This is a genomic window from Bacillus sp. AY18-3 (assembly GCF_008042305.1).
Lineage (GTDB): Bacteria > Bacillota > Bacilli > Bacillales > Bacillaceae_G > Bacillus_A > Bacillus_A wiedmannii.
Window position 1 is genome coordinate 1 of the sequence record NZ_QKQR01000025.1, and the last position, 17,758, is coordinate 17,758.

The following is a 17,758-nucleotide window of genomic DNA, read 5'->3' on the forward strand; positions in this document are numbered from 1 at the left end:
GACGTCGCCAAGCAACTAAACACGAGTCAAATGACTCGTGTTTTTTCGTGTTTTCTTTTATAATCCATAGTAATTAAAAAATGTGTTTAAATAATTATTATTTTGATTAAATACAGGGGAATGTGGCTAGGATAGTGAATAAGCAAAAGAGTTGCAAATTTTATTAATACGTATATAATTAAAGTCAAAGATAGTCAAAGTCAATAAAGGTGGCGGATAAATGAGAAATATATCTGATATCATTGAGCAATATCTAAAGCAAGTTATTGACTTAAGTAATAATAATGTGATTGAAATCAAAAGAAATGAGATTGCGGATCGATTCGAGTGCGTACCATCTCAAATCAATTATGTAATCAATACCCGTTTTACGATAGAAAGAGGATTTGTAGTAGAAAGTAAACGTGGTGGAGGAGGTTACATTCGCATTATAAAAGTCAAACTGCATGACGATATAGACATGATTGATCAAATGCTTCATATGATTGATCATAGCGTTGCGCAAGGGAATGCAGAGAGTATGATTATACGTTTAATAGAAGAGGGAATCATAACAAATCGTGAAGCTAAACTTATGTTAAGTGTACTAGATCGTTCTGTATTATCAATGGATGTTCCTTCTCGAGATGAACTTAGGGCTCGAATATTATGCGCAATGTTAAGAACACTGAAATATAAATAAATATAGCTTTTGTAAAAGAATAATAACTAAGAGATAAGGCAGTTAAATATTGTAGAGGTTTTGAAAAAAGAACACGCACTTTTATTTAAACAAGTAAAGGAAAGTGAACAATCTAGTAATGTATGAAAAGTACTATCAGATAGATCGTTCCTATTGTAAAGGTGGGGATAGTGATGACTTGTCAAAACTGTAATATAAGACCAGCAACTTTACATTATACAAAAGTAATCAACGAAAAGAAGACGGAAGTTCATCTTTGTGAGCAATGTGCAGAACAAAGTGGCTATACGTCTTTCTTTCAATCACCGCAGTCTAACTTTTCATTCCATGATTTATTTGCTGGGTTATTACACGGTGAATCAACAATGTTTGAAGAAGGACAAAACGGGCTTTCGAATACAAGTATATTAAGGTGTCCAGATTGTAAGATGACATATGAGCAATTTACAAAGGTGGGACGGTTTGGATGTGCTTCTTGTTACGATACATTTAAGGAACATTTAAAGCCATTATTAAAACGTCTGCACGGCGGACATACAGGTCATTGTGGAAAAATTCCGGAACGTATAGAAGGAAATCTTCACTTAAAGAAAGAATTAGATGAACTAAAACTCATTCTGAAACAATACGTACAGAAAGAGGAGTTTGAGAAAGCTGCTGAAGTAAGGGATAATATTCGAGGTCTTGAAAATCAGCTTAGTGAGCATAGAGAGGGGGAATAGTTCTATGTCACTGGACAAAATTATGAATGAAGCGATTAGTCCATGGATGAAGGGGGATGGCCCTGATTCTGATATTGTTTTAAGTAGTCGAATTCGTTTGGCTCGTAATTTTAAAAAATATCAATTCTCTACTATGCAAAACGAAGAAGAAGCTAGACAGATTCATGAATTATTTAAAAAGGAATTTATAAATAAAACGGTAGAACCTTTTGGAGAGTTTGAACTATTAAAAATGAATGAATTAACGCCTCTTCAAAGGAGAGTATTAGTTGAAAAGCATTTAATTAGTCCTAACCTTGCAGGAACAGAATATGGAGCATGTCTATTATCAGAAAGCGAACATATTAGTGTTATGCTTAATGAAGAAGACCACATTAGGATACAGTGCTTATTTTCAGGGTTACAGTTATCAGAGGCTATTCAAAGTGCCAATCAAATAGATAATTGGATAGAGGAAGAGGTTGAATATGCTTTTGATGAATCACTTGGATATATAACGAGCTGCCCTACTAACGTTGGTACAGGATTGAGGGCTTCCGTAATGATTCACTTACCGGGACTCGTTTTAACGAAAAGAATTAGCCGCATTATACAAGTAATTCAAAAATTAGGGTTAGTAGTAAGAGGAATATACGGTGAAGGTAGCGAAGCGTTAGGTAATATATTTCAAGTGTCAAATCAAATGACGCTAGGAAAATCTGAAGAAGATATTATTGCAGATTTAAAAAGTGTCATTCAACAAATCATACAGCAAGAAAAAATGGCTAGAGAATTAATTGTACAAAATTCAAGTATTGAGCTTGAAGATAAGGTTTATCGCTCTTATGGCATACTAGCAAACAGTCGGTTAATTCAATCTGCAGAAGCGGCCACTTGCTTATCAGATGTACGACTTGGTATTGATTTAGGATATATAAAAGGTGTATCGAGAAATATTTTGACTGAGCTAATGGTTCTTACACAACCAGGCATTTTACAACAATATGCAGGCGGACCTTTAGGACCAGAAGAAAGAGATTATCGAAGAGCAACCTTAATCCGTGAGCGATTACGTATTGAAAAAAACTAAGCGCAAGTAGGAGGCGATTTCTATGATGTTTGGAAGATTTACAGAAAGAGCACAGAAAGTATTAGCTTTATCTCAAGAGGAAGCAATTCGTATTGGGCATAATAATATTGGAACAGAACACATTTTACTTGGGCTTGTACGCGAAGGGGAAGGAATTGCAGCAAAAGCGTTAATTGCTCTTGGATTAAGTCCAGAGAAGGTTCAAAAAGAGGTAGAAGCGTTAATTGGACGCGGAACAGAAGCTTCTCAAACTGTACATTATACACCGCGTGCTAAAAAGGTTATTGAGTTGTCTATGGATGAAGCTCGTAAATTAGGTCATTCTTACGTTGGAACAGAACATATCTTACTTGGTTTAATCCGTGAAGGTGAAGGTGTAGCAGCACGTGTTTTAAATAACTTAGGTGTTAGCCTAAATAAGGCAAGACAACAAGTATTGCAACTCCTTGGAAGTAATGAAGCAAGTTCAGGACACCAAGGTGGTTCTTCAACGAATGCAAATACACCGACACTGGATAGCTTAGCACGTGATTTAACAGTTGTTGCACGTGAAAATCGTCTAGATCCTGTTATCGGTCGTGGTAAAGAAATTCAACGTGTAATTGAAGTTTTAAGCCGTAGAACAAAAAACAATCCTGTATTAATTGGAGAACCTGGTGTAGGTAAAACGGCAATTGCAGAAGGATTAGCACAACAAATTGTAAATAATGAAGTTCCTGAAACATTAAGAGATAAGCGTGTTATGACACTAGATATGGGTACAGTTGTAGCTGGAACGAAATATCGTGGTGAATTTGAAGATCGTTTAAAGAAAGTTATGGATGAAATCCGTCAAGCTGGAAACATTATTCTATTTATTGATGAACTTCATACATTAATTGGTGCAGGTGGAGCAGAAGGTGCAATTGATGCATCTAACATTTTAAAACCATCTTTAGCACGCGGAGAGTTACAATGTATTGGGGCGACAACCTTAGATGAATATCGTAAATATATTGAAAAAGACGCGGCTTTAGAAAGACGTTTCCAACCAATTCACGTTGATGAGCCAAGTTTAGACGAATCAACTCAAATATTGAAAGGTTTACGTGATCGTTACGAAGCGCATCACCGTGTATCTATTACAGATGATGCAATTGATGCAGCTGTAAAGCTTTCAGACCGCTATATTACAGATCGTTTCTTACCAGATAAAGCAATTGATTTAATTGATGAAGCTGCTTCAAAGGTTCGCTTACGCTCTTATACAACACCACCAAATCTAAAAGAGCTTGAAGTAAAACTTGAGGAAATTAGAAAAGAAAAAGATGCAGCTGTGCAAAGTCAAGAATTTGAAAAAGCTGCTTCCTTACGTGATATGGAACAACGCTTACGTGAAAAGTTAGAAGATACGAAGCGTCAATGGAAAGAGCAACAAGGAAAAGAAAACTCAGAAGTGACAGTAGAAGATATTGCAAATGTCGTTTCTACGTGGACTCGTATACCGGTTTCTAAACTTGCACAAACAGAGACTGATAAATTATTAAACTTAGAATCCATTCTTCACAACCGTGTTATTGGTCAAGATGAAGCGGTAGTAGCTGTAGCGAAAGCTGTTCGTCGTGCTAGAGCAGGATTGAAAGATCCGAAACGTCCGATTGGTTCATTTATTTTCTTAGGACCAACAGGTGTAGGTAAAACAGAACTAGCAAGAGCATTAGCAGAATCTATGTTCGGTGATGAGGATGCAATGATTCGCATCGATATGTCTGAGTACATGGAGAAGCATTCGACTTCTCGTTTAGTTGGATCTCCTCCAGGATATGTTGGATATGAAGAAGGTGGACAATTAACAGAAAAGGTTCGCCGTAAGCCATATTCAGTTGTCCTATTAGATGAAGTAGAGAAAGCTCATCCTGATGTGTTTAACATTTTACTACAAGTATTAGAAGATGGTCGCTTAACGGATTCCAAAGGGCGTACAGTTGATTTCCGTAATACAATTGTTATTATGACATCTAACGTTGGTGCAGATGCGTTAAAACGTAATAAACATCTTGGATTTAACGTACAAGATGAGAGCCGCGATTATTCAGATATGAAAGGTAAAGTAATGGATGAACTGAAAAAGGCATTTCGTCCAGAATTCTTAAACCGTATTGATGAAATTATCGTGTTCCATATGCTTGAGAAAAAACATATTCAAGAGATTGTAACACTTATGGTGAATCAGTTAGTGAAGCGCTTAAAAGAGCAAGAGATTGAATTGCATTTAACAGAAGGAGCGATTTCAGCCATTGCTGATAAAGGATTTGACCGAGAATACGGTGCTCGTCCGCTTCGTAGAGCAATTCAGAAACATGTAGAAGATAGACTATCGGAAGAACTTTTAAAAGGTGCTATTGAGAAAGGACAAAAAGTTATCTTTGATGTTGAAGGGGAATCATTTGTCATTCATAGTGCTGAAAAGGTAAAATAAGTATAGACAAACTAAGAGGGCTACGAGATAGCCCTCTTTCTTGTACGAGAAGGATAAACTGTTTATAGATGAAAGTGAAGTGAAATATAAAACGATATGGCTAAAAAGAAAACAAAATTCACATGTCAAGAGTGTGGTTATCAGTCACCAAAATATATGGGGAAATGCCCTGGTTGTGGTCAATGGAATACGCTTGTTGAAGAGATGGAACCGGTTGTATCATCAAGACGCCTTAATTATGCCAATGCAATTCAATCGGAAGTAACAAAACCAAGACGCCTAACAGAAGTAGAAACAAAATCTGAGGCACGTATTGAAACGAAATTCCAAGAGTTTAACCGTGTACTTGGTGGTGGGATTGTAGATGGATCCTTAGTACTTATTGGTGGAGACCCTGGGATTGGGAAATCAACATTGTTATTACAAATTTCATCGCAATTAGCAGATTCTTCATATGATGTACTATACATATCAGGTGAGGAGTCAGCAAAGCAGATTAAACTTCGTGCAGATCGTTTGCATGTAAAGGGTAGTAATCTATTTGTTGTAGCAGAAACTGATCTACAGCGAATTGCAGCGCACATTGAAGAAATGAATCCAGCTTTTGTTGTTATTGACTCTATTCAAACGATACATTTACCTGAAGTGACGTCAGCCCCAGGAAGTGTAGCGCAAGTACGTGAATGTACAGCGGAATTAATGAAACTTGCAAAAACGAAAGGAATCCCTATTTTTATCGTCGGACATGTAACAAAAGAGGGGGCAATTGCAGGACCTCGTATGTTAGAACATATGGTCGATGCAGTTCTTTACTTTGAAGGAGATCGTCATCATACATATCGTATTTTGCGAGCTGTGAAGAATCGTTTTGGCTCCACGAATGAAATGGGTATTTTTGAAATGAAAGAGCTCGGTCTTGCGGAAGTCTTAAACCCTTCTGAAATTTTTCTTGAGGAAAGACCCGTTGGAGTCGCGGGATCAACAGTAGTTGCCTCAATGGAAGGAACAAGACCGGTTTTAGTAGAAATACAAGCATTAATCTCCCCTACTAGTTTTGGAAACCCTCGAAGAATGGCGACGGGAATTGATCATAACCGTGTATCGCTTATTATGGCAGTGCTAGAAAAAAGAACAGGTTTATTATTGCAAAACCAAGACGCATATTTAAAAGTAGCAGGTGGTTTGAAATTAGATGAACCAGCAATTGATTTAGCTGTGGCTTTAAGTATTGCTTCAAGTTTTAGAGATAAATCTACGACACCAACTGATGCAGTAATAGGAGAAGTAGGATTAACTGGAGAAATAAGAAGAGTATCAAGAATTGAACAACGTGTACAAGAAGCAGCTAAATTAGGATTTCAACGTGCTATTATTCCTAGAAAAAATTTGGGAGGATGGACAATTCCGGATGGGATTGAGGTAGTAGGTGTATCTAATTTAGGGGAAGCGCTTCGTTTGACATTAGGAGGCTAGGCTATGGAAGAAAACAAGCAACGTGTCAAAAGTATGATTAATATTTTACAGCTCGTGGCCCCAGGAACACCACTGCGCGAAGGGATAGATAATGTGCTTCGCGCACAAACAGGGGGACTAATTGTTCTTGGATATAATGAACAAATTAAAAGTATCGTTGATGGGGGATTTCACATTAATTGTGCATTCTCTCCTGCTAGTTTATACGAATTAGCAAAAATGGATGGGGCACTTATTTTAAATGAAACTGGAAGTAAAATTTTAATTGCAAATGCACAGTTAGTTCCAGAGGCATCTATTGATTCTATTGAAACAGGTATGCGCCACCGGACGGCAGAGCGTGTAGCAAAGCAGACAGGTAGTCTCGTTGTGGCTATTTCACAAAGACGTAACGTAATTACACTATATCAAGGGAATTTACGTTATACACTAAAGGATATAGGTGTTATTTTAACAAAGGCAAACCAAGCTATTCAAACGTTAGAAAAATATAAGGCTGTATGGAATGATGGTATTACGAATTTGGGCATTCTAGAATTTGAAGAAGTCGTTACAATGTCCGAGGTGGTTCATGTGTTACATAGTGTTGAAATGGTACTGCGGATTAAAAATGAAATATTGAGCTATATTCATGAGTTAGGAACGGAAGGTAGGTTAATTCGTTTACAACTTACAGAACTACTAGCTGATTTAGAGGCAGAGGCAGCGTTATTAATTAAAGATTATTATCAAGAAAAAACACAAGACCATCATCAGATTTTGAAAAAGTTACAAGATCTTGCGAATACACAACTTCTAGAGGATAGCGATTTAGTTAAATTGCTTGGCTATCCAGGACAAATGAGTTTAGAAGAAAGTGTGACGCCGAGAGGATACCGAATCACAAGCAAAATTTCGCGCGTTCCGCCACTTATCATTGAAAATTTAATTAATCGATTTAAGACTTTGCAAGGTGTTTGTCGAGCAACTATTAATGAATTGGATGATGTGGAAGGAATTGGAGAAGTAAGGGCGAAGAAAATACGAGAAGGCTTAAAAAGAATCCAAGAGCATCTCTATATGAGTAGACACAATTAAGAATATTACATTGATTCCATAATATAACGACACTAGAACATTTTTGGTATAAGATATGGTATATTGGTAAATAAAACTATTTATAAAAAAAACACGTCCGCTTTTGCATTCGGCGTTTTGATTAGCGAAACAATGGTTAATAATGAGTAGGAGGTGGTTGGATGTTAAAACGGATTGTACAGCTCTTCTTTCTAGTAATTGGCGGAGCGTTAGGGATTTACTTAATCCCAAAAGTTATTAATGTATTAGACATCGGTGCCGTTCCTTTATTGGAAGGATCGTATGTTCGTGCAATTATTGGTGCAATTATTTTATTTTTAACAACATTTTGGCTTGTAGATTATATTGTTCAACTTATTAAGCATATTGAAGAGGCTCTTGTAAAGGCGCCTGTAGCGGATGTTTTATTTGGTACATTAGGGTTAATCTCTGGTCTTATTGTTGCATATTTAATTTTAATACCAATTCGTGAATTTACAATTCCAGTTATTAGCACAGTGTTGCAAGTGTTCTTTACTCTTTTACTTGGATATTTAGGATTCCAAGTAGGGTTTAAAAAGAGGAATGAATTGCTAGGATTATTTACATTACCACAACGTGGGAAGAAGAAAAATAATAATAGTGAGAATGAAGAAACTGAGGTAGAAGAATCTACAACTCATTGGAAAATTCTCGATACGAGTGTAATTATCGATGGGCGTATTGCTGATATTTGCCAAACAAAGTTTTTAGAAGGAACAATTGTGATTCCACAATTCGTGTTAGAAGAACTTCAGCACATTGCCGATTCTTCTGATGCTTTAAAGCGTAATCGTGGTCGCAGAGGATTAGATATTTTAAATCGTATTCAAAAAGAGATGCCGATTCCGGTAGAAATTTATGAAGGCGATTTCGATGATATTCAAGAAGTGGATAGCAAACTTGTAAAGTTGGCGAAAATCACTGGTGGAACGGTAGTAACGAATGATTTCAATTTAAACAAAGTTTCTGAATTACAAGGGGTAACGGTGTTAAATATTAACGATTTAGCTAATGCAATTAAACCTGTTGTACTCCCAGGTGAAGAACTGAGTGTTTATGTTGTCAAAGATGGAAAAGAACAAAATCAAGGTGTTGCATATTTAGATGATGGCACGATGATTGTAGTAGAAGATGGTAGAGAATATGTAGGTTCACAACTCAATGTGCTTGTTACTAGTGTGTTACAAACATCGGCTGGGCGTATGATTTTCGCCAAACGTAAATTATTAGAAAAAGCATTATAAGTAGAGGATTATTAATATGTATACATTAATTATTCCAGCAGCTGGTCAAGGTAAGCGGATGGGTGCTGGTAAAAATAAGTTGTTCTTACTTATTAATGAAGTACCGATTATTGTGCATACGTTACGTGCTTTTGAAAAAGATAAAGCGTGCAAAAGTATTATTATGGCAATTAACGAAGAAGAACGTCCGTATTTTGAAGAATTAATGCAGAAGTATCCAATTGAAAAGCCAGTACAATTTATTCAGGGCGGAGCCGAAAGACAAGATAGTGTATATAACGCCATTCAGCATACTAGTGATGTTGAGTATGTTCTTGTACATGACGGCGCGCGTCCATTTGTAACGAACAAAGTGATTCAAGATGTATTAACTGCAGCGGAAAAATATGGAGCGTCCATTTGTGCGGTACCAGTGAAAGATACAGTTAAGAAAGTAGAGCAGGGTATCGTTGTCGAAACGGTAGAAAGATCTCAGCTTAAAGCTGTACAAACACCACAAGGGTTCGCTGTTTCTCTTTTGTTAGAAGCTCATAGAAGTGCAAAACAGGGTTGTTTCCTTGGTACAGATGATGCAAGCCTCGTAGAACGTATCGGGAAGCAAGTAGGTGTAGTAGAGGGGAGTTACTATAATATTAAAGTGACGACTCCAGAGGATTTATTAATTGCTGAAAGTTTCCTTCATGTTCAAAAGAAATGAAAGTGATGATTATAGCGAAAAAAAGCTCGGCAACAGCCGGGCTTTTCTTTATAAGGATAGCGATATAATATAGAATCATAAAGCTCTGTAGTTTAGCTTGAGGAGGATGTAAAAAATGTTTCGAATTGGACAAGGTTTTGATGTGCATGAGTTTGCGGAAGGTAGACCGTTAATTATTGGTGGAATTACAATTCCTCATGAGAAAGGATTAATTGGTCATTCAGATGCAGACGTATTGTTACATACGATTGCAGATGCATGTTTAGGTGCAATTGCAGCTGGGGATATTGGAAAGCATTTCCCTGATACAGATCCTGCTTTTAAAGATGCTGATTCAGCTGTATTGCTGCAAAAGGTTTGGGAATTTGTACGTGAACAAGGTTACGAGTTAGGGAATCTAGATTGTACAATTATTGCTCAAAAGCCAAAGATGGCACCACATATTGAAAGTATGCGTAAACGTATTAGTGAACTATTAGAAACGTCTATTGACAATATCAATGTAAAAGCAACAACAACAGAAAAATTAGGATTTACAGGTAGAGAAGAAGGAATTGCTTCTCAAGCAGTTGTTTTATTACAGAAAAAATAATGGTTTTTAATTCGTAAGATGGATAATCACATTTTTTTGGTGTACAATTATAGAATGTGTTGACATTAAGAATGGAAGGTGTACCAATTATGGAAAAGCAAGTGAGAGTGCGCTATGCGCCAAGTCCAACAGGACACTTACATATCGGAAATGCGCGTACGGCATTATTTAATTATTTATTTGCTCGTCATCAAGATGGTAAGTTTATTATTCGTATTGAAGATACTGATGTGAAACGTAATGTTGCTGGTGGAGAAGAAAGCCAATTAAAATACTTGAAATGGCTCGGTATGGACTGGGATGAAGGTGTTGATGTTGGTGGTGAATTTGGACCATATCGTCAAACAGAGCGTTTAGATATTTATAAAAAATTATATGAAGATTTATTAGAACGTGGTTTAGCTTACAAATGTTATATGACAGAAGAAGAGCTAGAAGCAGAGCGTGAAGGACAAATCTCTCGTGGTGAAACACCGCGTTATGCTGGAAACCACCGTGATTTAACTGAGGAGCAAATGAAGGGATTTGAGGCTGAAGGCCGCATTCCGAGTATTCGTTTCCGTGTACCGGTTGATCGCGACTACACGTTTAAAGATATCGTAAAAGATGAAGTTGCATTCCATTCAAATGATTTCGGTGATTTCGTTATCGTGAAAAAAGATGGAATTCCAACTTATAACTTTGCGGTAGCAGTAGATGATCACTTAATGGAGATTACACATGTACTTCGTGGTGATGATCATATTTCAAATACGCCAAAACAAATGATGATTTACGAAGCTTTCGGTTGGGATATTCCGCAATTTGGTCATATGACTTTAATTGTAAACGAAAGCCGTAAAAAGTTAAGTAAGCGTGATGAATCTATTATTCAATTTATTGAGCAATATAAAGAGCTTGGATATCTTCCAGAAGCGATCTTTAACTTTATTGCACTACTAGGTTGGTCGCCAGTAGGAGAAGAAGAAATCTTCTCTCAAGAAGAATTTATCAAAATGTTCGATGCAGCTCGTTTATCAAAATCACCTGCATTATTTGATTCTCAAAAACTAAAATGGATGAACAACCAATATATGAAAAAGCAAGATTTAGATACGGTGGTAGAATTAAGCTTACCGCATCTAGTGAAAGCTGGACGTATAGGTGAAACTTTAAGCGAACAAGAACAAGCTTGGATTCGTGATGTAATTGCGTTATATCATGAACAAATGAGTTTTGGAGCTGAAATTGTAGAGCTTTCTGAAATGTTCTTCAAAGATCATGTTGATTATGAAGAAGAAGGACAAGAAGTATTAAAAGGTGAACAAGTACCAGAAGTACTTCGTGCATTTGCGAGTCAAGTAGAAGCACTAGAAGCGATGGAACCAGCAGCGATTAAGGCGGCTATTAAAGCAGTGCAAAAGGAAACAGGTCATAAAGGTAAAAACTTATTTATGCCAATCCGTGTTGCAACTACTGGTCAAACACATGGCCCAGAGCTTCCTAATGCTATTGCACTTCTTGGAAAAGAAAAAGTTTTAAATCGTCTTCAAAAAGTAATTGGTTAACATTTTCTAGATTTAGAAATATAATAAGTATACTTAAAACCTAATAAGGAAAAGCGACGAGAAGGAGAAGTAGAAAATCAGGCTTTTTACAGAGAGAACCACCTTTAGGCTGGAAGTGGTTTATAAGCGGATTTTTGAAATGCCCCTTCGAGTCTTCTGCTGAACAGCGAATTGTTTTGTGAAACGTCTTAGGGCGTAAAGTAAGCAGAAGCGGTGTACACCGTTATCATAGATGAGTTTGAGGCTTTCTTTAGCCTAAACAGAGTGGAACCGCGCTTATAAGGCGTCTCTGTCAATATGACAGAGGCGTCTTTTTTATACCGTAAAAATGGGTATGAGTATAAGTTTTATCCCCGTGTATAAAGATTTAGGGGGATAAGTAGGGAGTTAAGGGAGTTAGTTCACTCGAAAAAGCAGCCCATAAAGGGGAGGGAGCGTCGATGTTTAAGAGGCTTCGGGAAGATATTGAAGTCGTTTTTGAACAGGATCCAGCGGCAAGAAGTTATTTCGAAGTCATTTTGACTTACTCTGGATTACATGCAGTTTGGGCCCATCGAATTGCACATGCTTTTTATAAAAAGAATTTCTTCTTTATTGCACGTTGGATCTCACAAGTTAGTCGTTTTTTTACTGGTATTGAGATTCATCCAGGAGCAACAATTGGTCGTCGTTTTTTCATAGACCATGGAATGGGGGTTGTAATTGGAGAAACGTGCGAGATTGGTGATAATGTAACGATCTATCAAGGTGTTACATTAGGTGGTACGGGTAAAGAAAAGGGGAAGAGGCACCCTACAATTCAGGATAATGTATTAATTGCAACAGGTGCTAAAGTACTAGGTTCTATTACAGTTGGAGAGAATTCTAAAATTGGAGCAGGGTCTGTCGTATTAAAAGAAGTGCCTGCACATTCTACAGTTGTAGGTATACCTGGCCGAGTCGTTATTCAAAATGGAGTAAAGATCGGTCAAGAATTAAATCATTCTGACCTTCCAGACCCAATTTTTGATAAGTTAAAGGTCATGGAAGTAGAACTTGATAAATTGAAAAAACAACTTGAAGTAAAGGTAGAAAGGAAGGATAAAAATGACTATTCACATTTATAATACGTTAACGCGTCAAAAGGAAGAGTTTACTCCATTAGAAGAAAATAAGGTAAAGATGTATGTGTGTGGACCTACAGTTTATAACTATATTCACATTGGGAATGCAAGACCACCTATGGTATTTGATACGGTACGCCGTTATTTAGAATATAAAGGGTATGATGTGCAGTATGTATCTAACTTTACTGACGTAGATGATAAATTAATTAAAGCAGCAAATGAATTAGGTGAAGATGTGCCGACAATTGCTGACCGTTTCGTTGAAGCGTATTTTGAAGATGTAACGGCACTAGGTTGCAAACATGCAACAGTTCATCCGCGTGTAACGGAAAATATGGATATCATTATTGAATTTATTCAAGAACTTGTGAATAAAGGATATGCATATGAATCAGAAGGTGATGTGTACTTTAGAACGAAGGAATTTGAAGGATACGGTAAATTATCGCATCAACCAATCGCCGACTTACGTCACGGTGCACGCATTGAAGTAGGAGAAAAGAAACAAGATCCTCTTGATTTTGCTCTATGGAAAGCTGCGAAAGAAGGAGAAATCTTCTGGGAAAGCCCTTGGGGGAAAGGTCGTCCAGGCTGGCATATTGAATGCTCAGCAATGGCGCGTAAATACTTAGGAGATACAATCGATATTCATGCTGGTGGTCAAGACTTGGCATTTCCTCATCATGAGAATGAAATTGCGCAGTCTGAGGCATTAACAGGAAAAACATTTGCACGTTATTGGATGCACAATGGATATATTAATATTAATAATGAGAAGATGTCTAAGTCACTGGGGAACTTCATTTTAGTTCACGATATCATTAAGCAATATGATCCACAGCTAATTAGATTCTTTATGCTATCGGTACATTACCGTCACCCAATTAATTTCAGTGAAGATTTACTACAAAGTACAAATAACGGACTGGAAAGAATTAAAACGGCCTACGGTAATTTAAAACACCGTATGGAAAGTAGTACTGATTTAACAGATCATAATGAGAAATGGTTAGCGGAACTGGAAAAATTCCAGACTGCATTTGAAGAAGCAATGAATGATGACTTCAACACTGCTAATGCAATCACTGAGTTATATAATGTAGCAAATCATGCAAATCAATATTTACTGGAAGAACATACGTCTACAGTTGTAATTGAAGCATACGTAAAACAACTTGAAACATTATTTGATATTTTAGGGTTAGAATTAGCGCAAGAAGAGTTGCTTGATGAAGAAATTGAGGTACTTATTCAAAAGCGCATTGAAGCTCGTAAAAATCGTGATTTTGCGTTATCGGATCAAATTCGCGATGATTTAAAAGACCGTAATATTATTTTAGAAGATACCGCTCAAGGTACAAGATGGAAAAGAGGATAAGAATGATTGATGCAAAGCAATTAAACAGCTTAGCGTTAGCATATATGGGTGATGCGGTATATGAACAATATATCCGCTATCACCTACTTCAAAAAGGGAAAGTTCGTCCTAATCAATTGCATCGATTAGGGACAAGCTTTGTTTCGGCAAAAGCGCAGGCGAAAGTTGTTTATCATTTATTAGAGACAGCATTTTTAACAGAGGAAGAAGAGGCGGTACTAAGAAGAGGGCGTAATGCAAATTCAGGTACTGTCCCGAAAAATACTGATGTACAAACATATCGATATAGTACAGCCTTTGAAGCGCTAATTGGCTATCATCACTTATTAAATAATCGTGAAAGATTAGACGAAATTGTATATAAGGCAATTGCTGTTTTAGAAGAAAAGGAAGGGGGCACATCATCATGAGTAGTGAATATATTATCGGACGTAACCCTGTAATTGAAGCGTTACGCTCAGGAAGAGATATTAATAAAATTTGGATCGCGGAAGGTGCTGCCAAAGGACAAATACAAATTGTACTAGCACTAGCGAAAGAAAATAAGATTATTTTACAACATGCACCAAAGAAGAAGTTAGATCAATTAGTTGAGGGGAACCATCAAGGTGTAATTGCTCAAGTGGCTGCATATCAATATGCTGAGCTAGAAGATCTATTTAAAGTGGCAGAGAAGCGTAACGAAGATCCGTTCTTCTTAATTTTAGATGAAATCGAAGACCCGCATAACCTAGGTTCTATTATGCGTACTGCGGATGCAACAGGAGCTCATGGAATTATTATTCCGAAAAGAAGAGCTGTGGGACTTACTGCATCAGTTGCGAAAGCATCGACTGGAGCAATTGAATATATTCCTGTTGCACGTGTAACGAATTTATCTCGTACAATCGATGAATTAAAAGAACGTGGACTTTGGATTGCTGGTACAGATGCAAAAGGGAAAACGGATTACCGTAATTTAGATGGTAAAATGCCAATTGGATTAGTAATTGGAAGTGAAGGAAAAGGTATGAGTCGTATTATTGGTGAAAAATGTGATTTCTTAATTACTTTACCGATGGTCGGTAAAGTTACATCCTTAAATGCTTCAGTAGCCGCAAGTTTGTTAATGTATGAGGTATATCGTAAGCGTCACGAAATTGGTAAATAAAAAATGAACGATATTTTAATCGTTGACGGTTACAACATTATCGGAGCTTGGGGAGACTTGAAGAAACTACGGGATGTAGATTTGCAATCATCAAGAGATGCACTGATTGATAAGATGGCGGATTACCAAGGATACACAGGTACAAAGGTAATGATAGTTTTTGATGCTTATACAGTCCAAGGTATTGAAAAAAAGATGAAACAATCGCGTGTGGAAGTCATATTCACGAGGAAGAATCAAACTGCAGATGAAAAGATAGAGCAGCTTGCGATTGAGCTTAGAAATATAAATACGCAAATATATGTTGCGACTTCTGATTATACGGAACAATGGGTTATATTTGCGCAAGGTGCTCTTCGGAAATCTGCACGTGAATTGGAGTTGGAAGTACAAGCGATGGAGCAACAAGTAAGAAGGCGTACACAAGACACAAAAGAAAAGCAACCCGCCATGCGAAAGATATTTAGTAAAGATATTACAGAAAAGTTAGAAAAATTAAGAAGAGGAGAGCGTTGAAGCATTGACGCTCTTTATCTTTTTACTGTATAATATTGCTAAATAAATAGCGGTCGGAGGGATCAAGGTGGAAGCAGGCTTCGTAAGTGTAGGCGACGTTACATTTCGTGATTTAGAGGATGAGGCAATCGTTGAGTTAGTTCGAAAAGGTAATACTGACGCTCTAGAATATTTGATTCACAAATATAAGAACTTTGTTCGCGCGAAATCGAGATCTTATTTCTTAGTGGGTGCCGATCGAGAAGATATTGTTCAAGAAGGTATGATTGGATTGTTTAAAGCGATTCGTGATTATAAAGAGGACAAGCTGTCTTCATTCAAAGCATTTGCTGAACTGTGTATCACTCGGCAAATTATTACCGCTATTAAAACAGCAACAAGGCAAAAACATATTCCGTTAAATTCATATGTGTCTTTAGATAAGCCGATTTATGATGAGGAATCTGATCGGACATTATTAGATGTTATTTCGGAAGCGAAGGTAACGGATCCTGAAGAAATGATTATAAGTCAGGAAGAATATACAGACATAGAATCTAAAATATCTGAATTATTAAGCGATTTAGAAAGAAAAGTGCTTTCTTTATATCTAGATGGTCGTTCTTATCAAGAGATTTCGGAACAGTTAAATAGACATGTGAAATCTATTGATAACGCTTTACAGAGGGTGAAGCGGAAATTGGAACGATATATGGAAATGAGAGAGAGTACTACTTTAAATTCATAACAAATGCTACAGGTGTAAAAAATCACCTGTTTTCTTTTTGTAGAGAGTGCAAAAGGCATGTCATTGACATTGTCTTTTGTTGTATGATACATTTTTAGGGACATAATGTTACAAGGTTGGTGTAACTAATGAGGAAAAAAGTTGTACTCTCATGTGAAGAGTGTAAAAATCGAAACTACTCTACGATGAAAGATACGAGCTCAGTAGAGCGACTTGAAATAAAGAAATTTTGTAAAACATGCAATCAGCATACAGTTCACAAGGAAACAAAATAAATAATTGAAATAATACACTGGAGGTCCCGTAGATGCGTTTAACGAACTTTTTCGGCGATGTAGGTCGCGAAATGAAAAAAGTAAGTTGGCCTAAAAAAGATGAATTACTCCGTTCAACAGCGACTGTTATCGCTACAGTTGTCTTCTTTGCGATTTTCTTCGCAGTGGTTGATATGGGCATTTCTTCTTTAATTCGGTTAATTCTTGGTTAATTCTTGAATAAGAAGCACTTATCCATGATATAATGTTATTTATAAGAACTGTGTAAAGGCCCGGTGAACGGGTTTTTTCATTTGCGCAAAAAAATGTACGTCAGGGAGGGAAGGACGCTCGTCCTAAATGAATGGAAAAAAGTTGGTATGTTGTCCATACTTATTCTGGATATGAAAATAAAGTAAAAGCAAACCTAGAGAAACGTGTAGAATCAATGGGTATGCAAGATAAAATTTTCCGTGTTGTTGTCCCGGAAGAAGTAGAAGTAGAAATGAAAAACGGTAAAGAAAAATTAATGAAAAGAAAAGTGTTCCCAGGTTATGTATTAGTAGAATTAATCATGACTGATGACTCTTGGTATGTTGTACGTAACACGCCAGGTGTAACTGGGTTCGTTGGTTCTTCTGGTTCTGGATCTAAACCATCACCTCTATTAGAAGAGGAAGTGGTTACCATTATGAAGCATATGGGAATGGACAACGAAGTGGTTGATTTCGACTTTGAACTTCATGAGACAGTGCGTGTAAATGAGGGGCCATTCGCAGATTATACAGGTGCTATTGAAGAAATTGATGTGGAGAAGAAAAAGGTTAGCGTGCTTGTGGACATGTTTGGTCGCGAGACTCCAGTTGAGCTTGACTTCCATCAAATTGAAAAATTATAAAATGAAACTTGAAATGAATTGTAAAAAGTGATAATATCTTTTAAGTCAGTACGTCTTCGTTATCGGAGACGTTTTTTGAAAGATTTTATCCTTACAGATAAAATATGACGTGGGAGGGCAAATCACTGTCCAATTGACCACATCACG

The 17,758-nt window shown here is 36.9% G+C and carries 19 protein-coding genes and 1 other annotated feature; all 19 genes read left to right on the top strand.

Annotation, left to right across the window (positions count from 1 at the left end; translation table 11 throughout):
• Window positions 1-220 precede the first annotated feature (220 nt).
• The 19 genes from ctsR to nusG all read left to right on the top strand — a co-directional run bounded on the left by ctsR (window position 221) and on the right by nusG (window position 17,611).
• Entirely contained in the window at window positions 221-682 is a 462-nt protein-coding gene (gene ctsR, locus DM800_RS20390; protein ID WP_001244556.1) for a transcriptional regulator CtsR, read from the top strand.
• Window positions 683-855: 173 nt separating this feature from the next.
• On the top strand, window positions 856-1,404 hold the full coding sequence (locus DM800_RS20395) for a protein-arginine kinase activator protein McsA (RefSeq protein WP_147787491.1): 549 nt from the start codon (window positions 856-858) through the stop codon (window positions 1,402-1,404).
• 4 nt (window positions 1,405-1,408) lie between these two features.
• Window positions 1,409-2,473, top strand: coding sequence for a protein-arginine kinase McsB (locus tag DM800_RS20400; RefSeq protein ID WP_087983928.1), 1,065 nt, complete (start codon window positions 1,409-1,411; stop codon window positions 2,471-2,473).
• 22 nt (window positions 2,474-2,495) lie between these two features.
• Window positions 2,496-4,931, top strand: a complete 2,436-nt coding sequence (gene clpC, locus DM800_RS20405; RefSeq protein WP_000971181.1) for an ATP-dependent protease ATP-binding subunit ClpC — start codon at window positions 2,496-2,498, stop codon at window positions 4,929-4,931.
• A 96-nt stretch (window positions 4,932-5,027) separates the two neighbouring features.
• Entirely contained in the window at window positions 5,028-6,404 is a 1,377-nt protein-coding gene (gene radA / locus DM800_RS20410) for a DNA repair protein RadA (protein ID WP_001085205.1), read from the top strand.
• Between the two features lie 3 nt (window positions 6,405-6,407).
• Window positions 6,408-7,481, top strand: coding sequence for a DNA integrity scanning diadenylate cyclase DisA (gene disA, locus DM800_RS20415; RefSeq protein WP_000392165.1), 1,074 nt, complete (start codon window positions 6,408-6,410; stop codon window positions 7,479-7,481).
• A 161-nt stretch (window positions 7,482-7,642) separates the two neighbouring features.
• Window positions 7,643-8,746, top strand: a complete 1,104-nt coding sequence (locus DM800_RS20420) for a PIN/TRAM domain-containing protein (protein ID WP_000919686.1) — start codon at window positions 7,643-7,645, stop codon at window positions 8,744-8,746.
• Window positions 8,747-8,762: 16 nt separating this feature from the next.
• Window positions 8,763-9,443: a 2-C-methyl-D-erythritol 4-phosphate cytidylyltransferase gene (ispD, locus tag DM800_RS20425; RefSeq protein WP_048562648.1), complete on the top strand. Its 681-nt coding sequence runs from the start codon at window positions 8,763-8,765 to the stop codon at window positions 9,441-9,443.
• Window positions 9,444-9,558: 115 nt separating this feature from the next.
• Complete coding sequence (ispF, locus tag DM800_RS20430) at window positions 9,559-10,035, top strand: 2-C-methyl-D-erythritol 2,4-cyclodiphosphate synthase (RefSeq protein ID WP_000488386.1); 477 nt, start codon at window positions 9,559-9,561, stop codon at window positions 10,033-10,035.
• An 89-nt stretch (window positions 10,036-10,124) separates the two neighbouring features.
• Window positions 10,125-11,582, top strand: a complete 1,458-nt coding sequence (gene gltX / locus DM800_RS20435) for a glutamate--tRNA ligase (RefSeq protein ID WP_087983926.1) — start codon at window positions 10,125-10,127, stop codon at window positions 11,580-11,582.
• Between the two features lie 47 nt (window positions 11,583-11,629).
• Window positions 11,630-11,876: a binding site (T-box leader), on the top strand.
• A gap of 146 nt (window positions 11,877-12,022) precedes the next feature.
• Window positions 12,023-12,688 (top strand): serine O-acetyltransferase, encoded by a 666-nt coding sequence (gene cysE / locus DM800_RS20440; RefSeq protein WP_000476500.1) that lies wholly within the window; start codon window positions 12,023-12,025, stop codon window positions 12,686-12,688.
• Complete coding sequence (gene cysS / locus DM800_RS20445) at window positions 12,669-14,066, top strand: cysteine--tRNA ligase (protein ID WP_000152265.1); 1,398 nt, start codon at window positions 12,669-12,671, stop codon at window positions 14,064-14,066. Before cysE ends, cysS begins: the two co-directional genes overlap by 20 nt.
• A gap of 2 nt (window positions 14,067-14,068) precedes the next feature.
• A complete protein-coding gene (locus DM800_RS20450) occupies window positions 14,069-14,476 on the top strand; it encodes a Mini-ribonuclease 3 (protein WP_000564263.1) in 408 nt (135 codons plus the stop codon).
• On the top strand, window positions 14,473-15,216 hold the full coding sequence (rlmB, locus tag DM800_RS20455) for a 23S rRNA (guanosine(2251)-2'-O)-methyltransferase RlmB (protein ID WP_000093757.1): 744 nt from the start codon (window positions 14,473-14,475) through the stop codon (window positions 15,214-15,216). Before DM800_RS20450 ends, rlmB begins: the two co-directional genes overlap by 4 nt.
• 3 nt (window positions 15,217-15,219) lie before the next feature.
• Window positions 15,220-15,732 carry an NYN domain-containing protein gene (locus DM800_RS20460; protein ID WP_000997888.1) on the top strand — a complete coding sequence of 171 codons (513 nt, stop codon included), beginning with the start codon at window positions 15,220-15,222 and terminating at the stop codon, window positions 15,730-15,732.
• Between the two features lie 67 nt (window positions 15,733-15,799).
• Window positions 15,800-16,459, top strand: a complete 660-nt coding sequence (locus tag DM800_RS20465) for an RNA polymerase factor sigma-70 (protein WP_000387198.1) — start codon at window positions 15,800-15,802, stop codon at window positions 16,457-16,459.
• A gap of 128 nt (window positions 16,460-16,587) precedes the next feature.
• Window positions 16,588-16,734 (top strand): 50S ribosomal protein L33, encoded by a 147-nt coding sequence (rpmG, locus tag DM800_RS20470; RefSeq protein ID WP_002070160.1) that lies wholly within the window; start codon window positions 16,588-16,590, stop codon window positions 16,732-16,734.
• 32 nt (window positions 16,735-16,766) lie between these two features.
• Complete coding sequence (secE, locus tag DM800_RS20475) at window positions 16,767-16,946, top strand: preprotein translocase subunit SecE (RefSeq protein ID WP_001241321.1); 180 nt, start codon at window positions 16,767-16,769, stop codon at window positions 16,944-16,946.
• 131 nt (window positions 16,947-17,077) lie between these two features.
• Window positions 17,078-17,611 carry a transcription termination/antitermination protein NusG gene (nusG, locus tag DM800_RS20480; protein WP_000415794.1) on the top strand — a complete coding sequence of 178 codons (534 nt, stop codon included), beginning with the start codon at window positions 17,078-17,080 and terminating at the stop codon, window positions 17,609-17,611.
• The last annotated feature ends 147 nt before the right edge of the window (window positions 17,612-17,758 follow it).

Coding starts and splice junctions, on each gene's coding strand:
- ctsR (WP_001244556.1), top strand. CDS start 221: ATGAGAAATATATCTGATATCATTGAGCAATATCTAAAGCAAGTTATT.
- DM800_RS20395 (WP_147787491.1), top strand. CDS start 856: ATGACTTGTCAAAACTGTAATATAAGACCAGCAACTTTACATTATACA.
- DM800_RS20400 (WP_087983928.1), top strand. CDS start 1,409: ATGTCACTGGACAAAATTATGAATGAAGCGATTAGTCCATGGATGAAG.
- clpC (WP_000971181.1), top strand. CDS start 2,496: ATGATGTTTGGAAGATTTACAGAAAGAGCACAGAAAGTATTAGCTTTA.
- radA (WP_001085205.1), top strand. CDS start 5,028: ATGGCTAAAAAGAAAACAAAATTCACATGTCAAGAGTGTGGTTATCAG.
- disA (WP_000392165.1), top strand. CDS start 6,408: ATGGAAGAAAACAAGCAACGTGTCAAAAGTATGATTAATATTTTACAG.
- DM800_RS20420 (WP_000919686.1), top strand. CDS start 7,643: ATGTTAAAACGGATTGTACAGCTCTTCTTTCTAGTAATTGGCGGAGCG.
- ispD (WP_048562648.1), top strand. CDS start 8,763: ATGTATACATTAATTATTCCAGCAGCTGGTCAAGGTAAGCGGATGGGT.
- ispF (WP_000488386.1), top strand. CDS start 9,559: ATGTTTCGAATTGGACAAGGTTTTGATGTGCATGAGTTTGCGGAAGGT.
- gltX (WP_087983926.1), top strand. CDS start 10,125: ATGGAAAAGCAAGTGAGAGTGCGCTATGCGCCAAGTCCAACAGGACAC.
- cysE (WP_000476500.1), top strand. CDS start 12,023: ATGTTTAAGAGGCTTCGGGAAGATATTGAAGTCGTTTTTGAACAGGAT.
- cysS (WP_000152265.1), top strand. CDS start 12,669: ATGACTATTCACATTTATAATACGTTAACGCGTCAAAAGGAAGAGTTT.
- DM800_RS20450 (WP_000564263.1), top strand. CDS start 14,069: ATGATTGATGCAAAGCAATTAAACAGCTTAGCGTTAGCATATATGGGT.
- rlmB (WP_000093757.1), top strand. CDS start 14,473: ATGAGTAGTGAATATATTATCGGACGTAACCCTGTAATTGAAGCGTTA.
- DM800_RS20460 (WP_000997888.1), top strand. CDS start 15,220: ATGAACGATATTTTAATCGTTGACGGTTACAACATTATCGGAGCTTGG.
- rpmG (WP_002070160.1), top strand. CDS start 16,588: ATGAGGAAAAAAGTTGTACTCTCATGTGAAGAGTGTAAAAATCGAAAC.
- secE (WP_001241321.1), top strand. CDS start 16,767: ATGCGTTTAACGAACTTTTTCGGCGATGTAGGTCGCGAAATGAAAAAA.
- nusG (WP_000415794.1), top strand. CDS start 17,078: ATGGAAAAAAGTTGGTATGTTGTCCATACTTATTCTGGATATGAAAAT.